Genomic DNA, 13,448 nt, shown 5'->3' with positions numbered 1-13,448 from the left:
TAACGCCATTCCGACCTCGTCCAAGGATTCGATCTGTTATGGGTATTCGGCAAGTCTCCCTGCATAACCAACGCCGGCGTCGGCTGCTCAAGGCAGCCGCTGGCGGTATCGCTGCGCTTGGTGGATTACCCGCCGAGGCCGGCGAGCCCGCCGCACCGGCGATCGACCGTGACACGATCGTCATCGGTCTCAATGCGGGATTCGCAAACCTGGATGGTGTTGTCGCGGGCACCGGCGATTCCGACCGCTACACGCTCTCGGTGTTCGATCGCCTCTATGCGTTCGACCGTTCCGGCAATCTCGCGCCGAGCCTCGCCACTTCTGTCGAGGTAGCAGCCGACGGGCTCGCATATGTCTACCGGTTGCGACCAGGGGTCAAGTTTCACGATGGCGGCACACTAGGTGCCGCAGACGTAAAGTTCACCATGGAGTTCGCCCTTGACCCGGACACACGTAGCGCACGGCGGCCGTACTTTGCGCCTTATGTCGACGGCATCGACGTAATCGATCCTCTGACGGTGCGGTTCAGGCTCAAGGCGCATGACGGCGCGTTCCAGAACAAGCTCGCCGGCTATCTCCCGATCATTCCACATCGCTACGGTTCCGGGCAGCCCGCAGTCCAGTTCTTCGCCCGCAGCCCGATTGCAAGCGGACCGTATCGGGTCAAGTCGCTGGCGCAGGACGGCAGCCAACTCGAACTCGAACGCTTCGACGATTACTGGGGCGAAAAACCTGCCATCAAACGGATCGTGTTCCGAGCAATCAAGGACGACAGCAACCGGATCAACGCGCTGCTCGCGGGCGAGGTCGACCTGGTTGAAGGTGTTCCAGCGCAAGACTTCGCGCGCCTGAACGCGAACCGCGCATTCACCGCGATCACGAACCCGGTTGCCGCGCCGCTTTTCGTGCGGCCTTACACCACCGACCCCGCGCTGCCGACGCACCATCGCGAAGTGCGCCAGGCGCTGAACTATGCGATCGACAAGGACGCGTTCGTCAAGACGGTATTGCAGGGCATCGGTGAGCCGCTTGCCAGCGGCATCTCGCGCCACTACCCGTATGGCGCGGACCGCTCGCTGCAGCCGTATCCGTACGATCCGGCGAAGGCGCGCGCGCTACTCGCCCAGGCCGGGTTTCCGCGCGGCTTCCAGACAAAGCTGATGATCTCGTCGCAGTTTCCGCGCGAAATCTCCGAAGCCGTCGCCGCCTATTGGGCACAGGTTGGCGTGCAGGCCCAGATCCAGGTTGTCGACTATGCAACCTGGATCCTGTGGAACGACACACGCCGCACGCGGCCGATGACTGTGCAGATGGTGGCCAATGCCATCTACGATCCGGCCCATCCGGTGGGCGGCCTGTACGTGCGCTCGGGCACCTGGTCCGACTACAGCAACCCGGAAGTCGAGTCGTTGTTTGAAGAGGCCTCGCAAACCGTCGGTAACGTGGCACGCGGGCGCCTGTTCGAGCGCATAGACCGGATTCTTCATGACGATGCAGCGGCAGTCTATCTGTCCGAAATTCACCGGATTTACGGGCACAAGCAGGCGCTCACGTGGCGCCCGACGGAAGGCACGGCGGCGCTGAATTTCGTCGATGCCCACTGGAGCTGAAGCCATGACCCAAACACCTGATTTCACAGTCAGCACGCACGATCACCCCAGCGACGCGGCAACACCGTTCGCCCGCATCAACGGTGAGCGGCTACGCGCGCGTCTGGCGCAAGCAGCCGCTGTGCAAGGCACCGAACTCGCTGTGATCGATGTGCGCGAGACGCTGGCGTTCTCGGCAGCCCATCTGATCTTTTCCAGCAACCTGTCGCACAACCGGCTCGAGCTGGAAGCTGTGGCGCGGTTACCTCGCAGGGACGTGCCGATCGTCATTGTCGATGCCGACGAAACGCTCGCTACCGGTGCGGCCGCCCGGCTCGGCGCGCTCGGTTATACCGACATTGCGCTGCTCGCTGGCGGCGTGCAGCAGTGGCAGCGAGACGGCCGGCCCGTCTACGAAGGTTTCAACGTACGCAGCAAGGCGTTCGCCGAGTGTGTCGAGCATGCGAAGCAAACACCGTCGGTCGATTTCGACTCGTTGTCCAACGACCCAACCGCCCGGCGCATCATCCTGGACAGCCGCACGCATGACGAATATCGAAACGCCACCGTGCCGGGTGCGATCCATGTGCCAGGCGCGGACCTGGTACGCGTAGTGCGCGATCTTGTGCCGGATAACGAAACAACCATCGTGGTCGCCTGCGGCGGTCGTACGCGCAGCATCATCGGTGCGCAATCGCTGATTGACGCTGGTGTGCCCAATCCAGTGTATGCGTTGCGCAATGGCACTGGCGGCATGCGGGTGCGCGGCCACGCGCTCGAACACGGCGCCAGCCGCCATGCGCGCGCTCCGTCGGCTACGGCGTTGTCGTGGGCGAGTGCCGCGGCCGCGCACGCGATCCCCTCAGCCGGACGCATCGACGTGCAACGGCACGACGCGTGGCGCGGCGACCCCGCGCGCACGCTGTACACGCTCGACCTGCGCGACGCGGTGTCGTTCGGCGAGGCCCACCTGCCCGGGTCCATCAATATTGCCGGCGGGCAACTGATCCAGGAGATCGACCTCCATGCACCCGTGATAGGCGCGCGCATCGTGCTTGTCGACGACGATGATCTCGTGCGTGCCCGTATGACCGCACATTGGCTCGCCGGTCTCGGCGGCTTTGAAGTGGCACTGCTTCGTTATTCCGATGTCGCCGTTACACCTGCCGCCAGCGGTACCGTCACATTGACGTTCGACATCCCGGCGCACGCCAGCATGACGGCCGCCGAACTCGCGCGCGAACTAGCAACCCACCCCGCAGACGTGACGATTCTGGACCTGTCCCGCAGCACAGCGTATCGCACGGCGCATCTGCCTGGCGCGCGTTGGCTGTTGCGCGAGGACCTGCAGAGCGCGCTGGCCACAATCGAGCCGACGCAAACGTTGATCGTTACGTCCGAAGACGGCGGCCTCGCTGCACTCGCATGGCGCGAATGGAACGAACGGCATGAATCGCCGGACACAAATACGCGCGGCGGTGACACTCGCTCGGGGACCACCCCACAAGTGCGGGTGCTGGCCGGCGGCAACCGCGCGTGGGTCAGCGCGGATCTTCCTGTCGAACGCGACACCCCGATTCCCGTCAACCCGTTCCCGGATGTGTGGATCGGCCCTCAAGCCCGCGGCGGCGACGTGCTTGCGCATGTGCGCGCCTATCTCGACTGGGAAATCGACCTCGTGCGGCAGGTCGAACACGATCCCGATTTCAATGCCCTCACGCAGATGAAGAGAATAAACCATCAATGACCCCCCTTTCACACCTTAACGCCCGCGTCAGCGAGGAGCTGAGGCTGCTTGGCAGCGAACCGGAAAACTGGATACCCGATGTTGCCCACGCCGATCACGACGTGCTGATCGTTGGCGGCGGCCAGAGCGGCGTCGCTATCGCATTCGCGTTGCGCCGCGCCGGCGTGCGGCGCACCAGCGTCATCGAGTCACAACGGCCTGCACGCACCGGCAGTTGGCGCGCGAAGGCGCGCATGCTCAACCTAAGAACCGCGAAAGCCAATCTGGGCCCCGACCTCGGGATTCCGTCGCTCACATTTCAGGCCTGGTATGAAGCCACCGCCGGCCGCCTCGCCTACGACGAACTCGCGCGCATTCCGACAACGGCATGGGCCGACTATCTGGACTGGCTGAGGGAGATTACCGAAGTGGACGTGCGCCACGGGACGCGTCTCGTGCGTATCGAGCGCGATGGCCAGCGCCTGCGCGTACATCTCGAGAGGGACGGACAGCCGGTGACGGAGACCTGCCGCAGGATCGTGCTCGCTACCGGCATCGCCGGTAGCGGTGAACCGTTCGTTCCGCCAGTCCTCGCTAAACTTCCAGCTCATACGATCGCCCATACGGACGACCCGATCGACTTTGCTGCGCTGCGCGGCAGGACCGTGGCCATCGTTGGCGCAGCGTCCGCTGCCTTCGATGCGGCGGGCACCGCGCTCGAGGCCGGCGCGAAGAATGTCCACCTGTTTTGCCGGGCGGCGCGGCTCGCCCCTTCGTCGAATATGGCGACGCTGAACTATCCGGGCGCGCAGGAAAATTTCTATCACCTGCCGGACGCGGTTCGCTGGAAATTGGCGTGGCATTTTCGCGAGCGTTCTCCCGGGCCGACGCCGGAGGTAGTGGCGCGCGCCACGCGGTTCGACAACTTCCACCTACACCTGGGAAGTACCGATCTGAGCGCTCAGTGGCGCGACGACGCCGTCGAAATCCTTACGCAAGGCGCCACCGTTCGCGCCGACAAGGTCGTCGCAGGTACCGGATATCGAACCGACGTGAGCCTGCGTCAGGAACTCGCAGCAATCTTGCCCTTGATCGCGCTGTGGCGCGATCGATATCCGGCGCTGGCCGATGAGCAGGACCGTCCGACCGCGCTGTCGCCCTATCTCGGCCCGGGCTACCAGTTCCTGGAGCGCACACCGGGCGCGGAGCCGTGGGTGCGCCAGATCTACTGCTTCAATTTCGCGGCAATCGCCAGCTTCGGTCGCCACGTCGGTGATGTCGGCAGTATCCGGGCGGGCGTGCCACGGCTTGTGCGCCATATCGTGCGCGACTTGTTTCTGGGCGACATCGACCAGCACGTCCAACGGTTGACTGCCAGTGTCGACGACGAATTGTCGTATGCGGCCTATGCGCATTCGGTGGTCGCGCCAGAGTCGTCAGATACCTGACCAGCCGTCCTGTTCCCTCACTTGAACCGATATCTATCATGCCTCAGATCATTGAACATCCGACCTCTAGCAACGAATTCCGAGCGCCGCTCGACATCGAGCCGTTGACCGTTCGCACCGGCGCGGTCATCCACGGCGTCACGCTCGGCGGCGAGCTGCCCGAGCCCGCGATCGCATCCATCCGTCAGGCATTGTTGCGCTACAAGGTGATCTTCTTTCGCGGACAGGTTCACCTGGACGAAGCGTCGCACGAAGCGTTCACCGCACGCCTGGGCACCCTGCTGCCGCATCCGGCACGCGACCCGCTCGCAGGCACGCGTGCGACGCTCAACCTCGATAGCCGCGATACGCGCTCGAGTACGTGGCACACCGACCTGACTTTTCTGAACGCCTACCCTCAACTCTCGGTACTGCGCGGCGTAAAGATTCCGCCATTGGGGGGCGATACGCTTTGGGCCAACACTGCAACGGCCTATGAGAATCTTCCTGCGTTATTCAAGGAATTCGTGGATCAGTTATGGGCACTTCACAGTAACGTATTCGACTACAGCGCACTGATTCCTGCGGGATCGGCCAAGGCTGACGCATTCCATCAGCAGCTCTCGCGACGAGAAGTCGTCGAAACCGAGCATCCTGTGGTCAGCGTCCATCCAGAGACTGGCGAGCGTACGCTCTTGCTCGGGCATTTTGTCAAACGCATCGTCGGGTTCAACAGTGCGGACTCCGCACACCTGCTCGCCATCCTCAACAACCACGCCACTGCCGATGAAAATATCGTCCGCTGGCGTTGGACCCAGGGCGATGTGGCGATCTGGGACAACCGCGCAACCCTGCACAAGGCAGTCGACGATTATGGCCAGGCGGAACGCATCGTACGCCGGGTTACCGTGGCTGGAACACCAGCTACGTCAACCGACGGGCGCGTGAGCATCACCCGGAGTTCGGCGGCGGCATGAACCTCTCCTTGACTAATGAGCAGCAACAGCTGAGCGATCTGGCTGGCACGCTCGCCCGTGAGGCTTTTGCGTCACGCGCGGCCAGCCTGGACACAGATGCGGCCTTACCGGTGGAGAATCTCGCCGATCTGCGCTCAGCAGGACTTCTGACGCTCGTCATCGGCAAGGATCTGGGCGGCCATGGCAGCGGCATCGAAAGCGACGATCCACTGCTCTATCTGCTCGCTCTCGAGCAGATCGCGCAGGTCTGCCTGCCAACCAGTCACTGCTTGCAGGTGCATTGCCATGCCGCGCACTTCATGGACCGGCTCGGTACGAGCGCCCAGCGTCGCGACATACTGGGCGATGTAGTCAGCCACGGAGCCTTGATGACGACGCTAAGTAGCGAGCCGGGGCGTACCGCGCGAGGATCTCGCAACGAATCGGTTGCCCAGGTGACTGATACAGGCTGGACGCTCACCGGCGTAAAAAATTACGCGACGCTGGCTGGTGCATCTACCTGGCTGTTGGTACTCGCCGATGCGGGTGTTACTGATCTGACCAGTACGCGCTCGCCAGTGGCCGTGACCGACGGTGAACGGATCGCGCTCGTCGTGAAGGCCGATGCTCCGGGCGTGTCGTTCGTTGAGCAGTCGTGGAACGCTCCCGGTATGCGCTCCGCGGTCAGTCCAACCGTCCGGTTCGATCAATGCCAGATTGCATGGAATCAGATGATCGGCAAGCCGAATGCACACCTCGACAGCAACTGGTCGGTCAAGGCAGACCTCGGCTTTGCCGCCCAATACGTCGGGGCCGCGCAGGGGCTGCTGGACTCGGTGCTTCTGGCAGTCAACCGGCGCTCGACCGCGACCGATCCCCATGCTCAGCGACACGTCGGGCGCCTACATTTCGCGATCGACGGAGCACGGGCGTTATACCGCAAGGCCGCATGGCTGTGGACCCTTGATGATAAGCACGCGGCCGGGCTCGCATCCATTGGCGCCAAGCATCAGGCGATTGAAGCTGCTAACCAGGTACTCGATATCGCAGCCCGGGTAGTCGGGCCCACGGCATTCTCCAGAGGGTCGACACTTGAGCGCCAATTTCGCGACCTCCGTTTCCTGACCATGCGCGAGCATCCTGATCAGGCCGCCACTACGGTGGGAAAAGCCTTGCTCGAAGCCGCAAGCGGAATCTCCCATGCACACTGATAACGCCCAGCTCCACGTGAGTGCACCCGCTGTTACAGAATCGCTCAGGGTGAGGCGACTGCAACCGCGCATGGGTGCGGAGATATCCGGTCTAGACCTGAGCACGCCCCTTGCGCCGGCCAATCGGGACGAGATACGTGCTCTTCTGTTGCGTCACAAGGTACTGGTTTTTCGCGATCAGCCGATAACCCGGCAACAACACCTGGCATTCGCGCGCGCGTTTGGAGACATCTATTTGCATCCGACGACCGCGAAACCGGACGGGGCCGAGCCCGGCATTGACCTGATCTCCGCAGTAGAAGCACGGCAACGAGTCAAGAATCTGAGATTCGGCGCGTGGCATACCGACACGAGCTGGGACATACGCCCTGCGCTTGGCGGCATTCTACGAGCGATACATATACCCGAGGTGGGTGGCGATACGATCTGGGTCGATTGCGCCGCCGTCTACGCCGGACTTGAACCTGATCTGAAACAGACGATCGATTCATTGCATCTCGTACACGACCACCATAGTGCACTTCAAAAAGTCGGTCGACATCAGCCTGTCGTCGCGCACCCGCTGGTCCGAACCCATCCTGAAACAGGTGAGCTTCTGCTTTATGTGAATTTCCTTCAGAACCCCTCGGTCCTCGGTTGGGATCGAGTGGACAGCGACGCGCTCATCGAACGCCTCCGTCGCGAAATCACACGTCCCGAGTATCAGGTCCGCGTCAAATGGGAAAAGGGGTCCGTCGCGTTCTGGGATAACCGCGCTACGCTGCACTACGCCGTTCAGGATTACGGCGACTTCCCACGTGTCATGGAACGCGTGCTCGTGGCTAGTGATGACGTTCCGCATCGCGTCCGGGCACCTTCAATTGCGTGAAAAACGGCACTGAGGATCAATCATGCAAACCCATCGCCCATCGGACGATTTTCCAGCCGAAGAATGGCAGGCTCGCTGTGATCTGGCCGCGGCCTATCGTCTGGCGGCCGCCAACGGCTGGCATGACATGTTCGGCACACATTTTTCGCTGCGTGTACCGGGAACGACCGACCAGTATCTCGTGAATCCCGCCGGCTACTTTTTTGAAGAAATCACGGCATCGTCACTCGTCAGGATCGATACGCACGGCAGGGTCTTAAGCGAGAGCCGGTATGGTGTCAATCCCGCTGCCGACCACATTCACGGTTCGATATTTGCAGCTCGCCCGGAAGTCGGAGCCATCATGCACTTACATTCCGTGGCAGGTACAGGTGTGTCAATCCAGAAGGCCGGACTGCTGCCGATTTCGCAAAGCGCCGTCATCCTTTCGAGCCATGTGCGCTACTACGACTATGGTGGGGCGGATCTCGACGATGCTGAATGCCGGAAGCTCGTCGATGCACTCAACAATGGAAGTGTGTTGTTCATGCGCAATCACGGCACGCTGACTGCGGGGCATACGATCGGCGAGGCATTTGCGCTGATGACGCGCCTTGAGCGCGCCTGCCATATCCAGCTTGCGGCCCAGCTCGCCGACGACGTCACAGAAATACCGCTGATGTTACGTGAAGATCTAACGAAGCTGGGTACCCGTATCTATTCTGCGGACAGCTGGTCGCCGGCTGCTTCGCTCGAGTGGGCCGCCTTCCGCCGGAAAGCTGACAGAGACTATCCAGATTACGCGACCTGATCGATTGCAGTGAGACATGGCCGCCTGCCGAGTCAACTCAGACGGCCATGTCAACAGCGATGACTCGTTCTAGGGATCAGAACAGTCAGTGAGTACGACACTTCGATCGAAAATTAATCTCTTACGCAAATTCTATACTTAGTATTCCTATTTTTTAGATATCTGAATATTGGTTTTCCAGCACCGCGCAAGCGGTGTTAGCGAATACCTAAAGATGAAATCGACCGATCACTTATTTAATCCGTCAACCACAACAGCTACTCTCATGAAAAATAGAAAACTGAAACCTCTTCTTCTCGCAAGCTCTCTTGGCGCGTCGATGCTAGCGGGCACTGCGCACGCACAAAGCACCGTAACCTTGTACGGTGTCGTTGAGGAAGAGTTGGAGTATGTGAACAATAGCTCGGCGCTTGGTCAGACTTCCGGAGGCAAGCCGCTGCTAAAGATGACAACGTCTAGTTGGAGAGCCAGTCGGTTCGGCCTGAAAGGTAGCGAAGACATCGGTGACGGCACCAGCGTCATATTTGATCTGCAAGCGGGTTTCAATCCAAACAATGGCGCGGCTTCGACCACCGGACTGCTGTTTAATCGATACGCCTATGTTGGGATAACCAATCCGCACTACGGTACCGTCACGCTCGGTCGTCAGTACACGCCATACCTGCTGCTCGCCACGCAGGATATGCCGCCTATTTGGCTTACAGGCGCATTTGGTGCGCACCCCGGTGATATCGATGCGCAAGACGCCTCCTGGCGCGTCAACAACGAAATCGTCTACGTATCTCCGACTTTCGCAGGCGCCACGCTTGGTGCGTCTTATAGCGTTCCCGGTGTTGCAGGCAGCGAAATGCTGGGCGCAACATGGAGTCTTGCACTTCGATACGTGAACGGCCCCTACAGTGCATCCGCAGGCGTTTTACGCGTCAATAATCCCACCCACGGTGGCGGCACTTGGAGCGGCGACACATCAACCCAGCCGGTCGTCTCTGCAATTAATAACGGTTACCAAACGGCCGCTGGACAACAACGAGTGAACGTAGCAGTCGGCTATACGTTCAGCAATAAAGTGGACGTATCTGCATCGTATTCCAACGCACAATACATCCCTGGCGGAAATTCAAATTTCTTAAATACGGCAATTTTCAATACGTTCGGTGCGGTAGTTCACTGGAGCGTGACCCCATTCACCAATGTGGCATTGGGTTACAGCCTGGTAAATACGACCAAGGCAAATGGAATCACGAGCGCTGCTCACTACCAGCAACTCACCGCATCTCAATGGTATCTGCTGAGCAAACGTACCACCTTGTTCGCTGTGCAAGCTGTTCAAAGAGCTTCTGGCAAGACGCTGGGGACAAACGGTGCCGGCAACATCATCAACGCGACGGCCGCGATCGGGGATGGGTTCAACAGCAATCCCTCGTCGACACCCACTCAGGTAGGATTTACGATCGGCATCTCACACTCATTCTAGTCAATGCATTCGATCCGAAAATTGGATCAAGGGCGACACTTAAGCGTCGCCCTTGATTGACCGGTTCCCTGCTCTTGCGTCAGATTTCGTCACGGAAAAAAGCGATGTTTTTTCAAGCACCTCAATGTATCGACGCTGAGACTTTCGTCGCGTTGCCAGAATCTCTCCGAACGGGTGGACAACACTCGCTCTGGAATCGAGCACGACCAGGCCATGCCTTTACGTCGTTTCTTGAAGGTCCGTCCTTTGATCTAGACGGCAACCTCTGGTGTGTAGACGTGGTCAACGGACGCATATACAAAGTGACGCCCGACGGCACGATCACTGTTGCTCTGGAATATAAAGGTTGGCCGAACGGACTAAAGATTCATCCAGACGGTCGGATATTCGTCACCGATAGCATGAACGGCGTCATGTGCATCGATCCGGTATCCGCAAAAGTCGAACCCTTTTTGAGCGATGCAAACGGCGAGCCTTTTAAGGGCGTCAATGATCTATTTTTCGCACAGAACGGAGATCTATATTTCACTGACCAGGGAGCAACTGGACTGCACGACCCAACGGGGCGGGTTTTTCGCTATACAGCAGCCGGCACGCTGACTTGCGTGCTGAACAACTTGCCAAGCCCAAACGGACTCGTGATGGACCTCAACGAGGACGCGTTGTATCTGGCGGTGACGCGCGGCAATGCCATCTGGCGAGTTGGCATTGCCGCGGATGGCACCGCAGCCCGGGTCGGGCTCTTCATCCAGATGTCCGCAGGCGTGGGGCCGGACGGCCTCGCCCTTGACGCGGAAGGCCGGCTGTACGTCGCGCACCCCGGCCTTGGCACTGTCTGGGGCTTCGAGCGAACGGGCGAGCCTTTTGTCCGAATTCGCACGCCGCAAGGCCTTCAGCCCACCAATCTCGCATTTGGAGGCCCGGACAACCGCGTACTGATGATCACCGAAGCCGTCAGTGGGAGCCTCTGTCAAGTCCGTTTGCCTGTCGCAGGAAAACCGATGTATTCGCATCTCAAATGCGTGACATAGCCGGCCCTCAAGTACTCAAGAAAAGCGCATGCGGCGATATGAGAGAAGCGCAGATCAAAGCGCTTCGTCATGTAGGGGTCAATATCCGGCGGAACACTAACGGGCCACATCGGGACGCTCTCGGCGATTCACAACATCCGCAAGAGCCTTCCCGGCAATTTCGGTGCTTCAACATTGAGGTTCAATAGATCGATGACAATAGACTTTCAACGACGTAACTGGTGCGTGCGCGCCGCAATGGCACCGATGCTGTATACCCTGTCCCACGTGGCAACCGCCGCGCCTCCCACCCCAGGTCAAGCGGTGCCGGACTTGAGCCAGGTCACAATCACGGTAGGACAGCAAGGCGGCGATACCCAGTTCGGTTTCCTCGCGTCCGGTTTATTCGATCAGACGCCGTACCAGATCAAATGGGCCACATTCCAAAGCCCGACCGCAACTGTCAATGCACTAGCGAGCGGCCACGTTGATATTGCCAACGGCCTGTCGCAATGGACGGCGATCCAGTCTGCCTCGGCTGCCACACCGCCGTGGACACCGGGCACCGCGCCATATAAGACCGTACTCGTCACCGGTCCCGACGGCAGCGTCGCACTTGACCGTTTCGTCATGGTCGCGTCGAGGGCGTCTGGTATCACGAATATTCTGCAAAGCAAGGGCAAACGCTGGGGCATCATTCTAGGCTCCTCCCTGAATCTGTTCGCCTACGTGGTACTGCACAAACTGGGCTGGTCGAAAGAAGACGTGCAGATTGTCAATCTCGACTCGACCAACCAGGTTCTTGCCCTGGAGACCGGACGGGTGGATGTTTCCTTCACGGTCACCGATAACCTCCCCGCCGCCATCCAGCAAGGTGCCCGGGTGTTGGGTACCGCGCATGATTACGGACTGACCGTCTTCACCGGATTCGTTGCCAATACGGACTCACTCGACGATCCACTGAAGGGCAAGGCAATCGAGGACTTCGTGCGCCGCCTGGTTCTTTACCAGAACTGGCTGGTACTGCATCCGAAGGAAGCGCAGGACGCCCTGGTTCGCGGGTTGCACCTGACGCCTGCGCAAGCCGCACTGGTCTGGAACTACACTCGCCTCATTCCCGAGGCGCCGGCGAATATCGTCAATTCCTCACAACAACTGACAGACTTTGCGTTTAGCACTGCACTGATCAGGCAACGCGTGGAGGCGGCCGCCCTGCTCGACAACCGCTTCGCCGAGGTTATCCGACAGGCGGTCGATACCAGCAACTTCGCCGCCAATCTGAAGGCATCGTACAGGTAGGCGACTGACGTCACTGGCGGCACGCCGTCCGGGCATGATAGGTCAGCCGTCAAGGCGGATCCGATAGGCTCGCAGCGCTGTGCCGGAGAATAGGTCGCGCCGCTCCTTGTCGCCATAGCCGGCGGCAAGACGCTTGAACGCGTTCCATAGTGTCGCGTACGAACAGGACAGACCGTCGACCGGAAAATTACTCTCGAACATACATCTGGCGGGACCAAACGCCTGGATGCACGTTTCAATATAGGGCTGCCACGCCTTGGCGAGCGCTACCGACCCAGGAAGAACTGGTTGATGCTCGAATCCAAATCCTCCCAGCTTCATGCCCAGGCCGCCCAGCTTGACAAGAACATTGGGCTCACGTGCCAGGGTCTGGATCCCCGCGGACCAGACCGCAAAGACCGCATCGCGTTTCCCGGCATAAGCGCCGATTCCGACCGGGCCGCCGGTGTGGTTCAGGATGATGGTTGTATCTGGAAAAGCGCGTGCCAGATTCGTCACGTCGTCGAGCTGCGTATGACATACCCAGGCGTCGAAGCTCAACTGGAGCGGCGCGAGCTCCGCAAAGCCTTCGCGAAACCAACGATCGAGCAGTAACCCGGGGGGTTTGATCCGAAGAACCTCGGCGACTTCGGGGCTTGTATCGGATGGTGCCGTATGGCGAATGCCCCGAAAACGACCCTCTGCCGCCGCGATATGCGCATGGAGGACCTCGCGGACGGCCGCACCGACCCTGAAGTCGGCAAATCCGACGATGCCGGCACACAGTCCAGGCATCGCCAACGATTCGCAGATGTCTTTCGCCGTCAAACTGGCGATGTGTTCTGTTTCCCCGACAGGCTGCAGGAGCGATGGCCCTCCCTCGCGATACGCCTGACTGCACTCGACATGCACAGTAGCCGCAACGCGATGACCGCTACCCAAATCCCGAGCGAATTCCTGTACCCGGTAAACCGGATGAGGTGCGCCCCATAAATGATGATGAGGATCGACGATGAGCAGGTCCTGATCAAGAATTGCCTCTACCGATGAGCCCTTTGCCATTGCTTTCCTCCCGTTTCGTTGTTTGATGATACGGTGCCGTGGCGCAAACTTCGTCTA

The 13,448-nt window shown here is 60.1% G+C and carries 11 protein-coding genes; 10 read left to right on the top strand and 1 reads right to left on the bottom strand.

All coding sequences use genetic code 11. From position 1 onward, the window contains the following. Window positions 1-38: 38 nt before the first annotated feature. From HB376_RS20615 to HB376_RS20570, 10 genes are all read left to right on the top strand, one after another. Complete coding sequence (locus HB376_RS20615; RefSeq protein WP_213765526.1) at window positions 39-1,610, top strand: ABC transporter substrate-binding protein; 1,572 nt, start codon at window positions 39-41, stop codon at window positions 1,608-1,610. Window positions 1,611-1,614: 4 nt separating this feature from the next. Continuing rightward, window positions 1,615-3,336 (top strand): rhodanese-like domain-containing protein, encoded by a 1,722-nt coding sequence (locus HB376_RS20610; protein ID WP_213765525.1) that lies wholly within the window; start codon window positions 1,615-1,617, stop codon window positions 3,334-3,336. Continuing rightward, window positions 3,333-4,763 (top strand): SidA/IucD/PvdA family monooxygenase, encoded by a 1,431-nt coding sequence (locus HB376_RS20605; RefSeq protein ID WP_213765524.1) that lies wholly within the window; start codon window positions 3,333-3,335, stop codon window positions 4,761-4,763. The genes HB376_RS20610 and HB376_RS20605 overlap by 4 nt, the downstream gene beginning before the upstream one ends. Window positions 4,764-4,801: 38 nt before the next feature. Then, a complete protein-coding gene (locus HB376_RS20600) occupies window positions 4,802-5,719 on the top strand; it encodes a TauD/TfdA family dioxygenase (RefSeq protein ID WP_213765523.1) in 918 nt (305 codons plus the stop codon). After that, window positions 5,716-6,909 (top strand): acyl-CoA dehydrogenase family protein, encoded by a 1,194-nt coding sequence (locus HB376_RS20595; protein ID WP_213765522.1) that lies wholly within the window; start codon window positions 5,716-5,718, stop codon window positions 6,907-6,909. Before HB376_RS20600 ends, HB376_RS20595 begins: the two co-directional genes overlap by 4 nt. Further along, window positions 6,899-7,777, top strand: coding sequence for a TauD/TfdA family dioxygenase (locus HB376_RS20590; RefSeq protein WP_213765521.1), 879 nt, complete (start codon window positions 6,899-6,901; stop codon window positions 7,775-7,777). The genes HB376_RS20595 and HB376_RS20590 overlap by 11 nt, the downstream gene beginning before the upstream one ends. A 22-nt stretch (window positions 7,778-7,799) precedes the next feature. Then, window positions 7,800-8,567 carry a class II aldolase/adducin family protein gene (locus HB376_RS20585; protein ID WP_213765520.1) on the top strand — a complete coding sequence of 256 codons (768 nt, stop codon included), beginning with the start codon at window positions 7,800-7,802 and terminating at the stop codon, window positions 8,565-8,567. 265 nt (window positions 8,568-8,832) lie between these two features. Then, a complete protein-coding gene (locus HB376_RS20580; RefSeq protein ID WP_213765614.1) occupies window positions 8,833-10,041 on the top strand; it encodes a porin in 1,209 nt (402 codons plus the stop codon). Between the two features lie 104 nt (window positions 10,042-10,145). Next, a complete protein-coding gene (locus HB376_RS20575; RefSeq protein ID WP_213765519.1) occupies window positions 10,146-11,072 on the top strand; it encodes an SMP-30/gluconolactonase/LRE family protein in 927 nt (308 codons plus the stop codon). A gap of 237 nt (window positions 11,073-11,309) precedes the next feature. Beyond that, window positions 11,310-12,350: an ABC transporter substrate-binding protein gene (locus tag HB376_RS20570; protein ID WP_213765518.1), complete on the top strand. Its 1,041-nt coding sequence runs from the start codon at window positions 11,310-11,312 to the stop codon at window positions 12,348-12,350. A 42-nt stretch (window positions 12,351-12,392) separates the two neighbouring features. On the opposite strand, the gene HB376_RS20565 is transcribed toward HB376_RS20570, so the two are convergent. Further along, a complete protein-coding gene (locus HB376_RS20565) occupies window positions 12,393-13,391 on the bottom strand; it encodes an amidohydrolase family protein (protein ID WP_213765517.1) in 999 nt (332 codons plus the stop codon). Window positions 13,392-13,448: the final 57 nt, after the last annotated feature.

The sequence above is a fragment of the Caballeronia sp. dw_19 genome (genome assembly GCF_018449515.1).
In the GTDB taxonomy this organism is placed as follows: Bacteria; Pseudomonadota; Gammaproteobacteria; order Burkholderiales; family Burkholderiaceae; genus Caballeronia.
The sequence above is the reverse complement of the archived record's forward strand: the minus strand, read 5'-3'. Positions and strand labels throughout refer to the sequence as shown.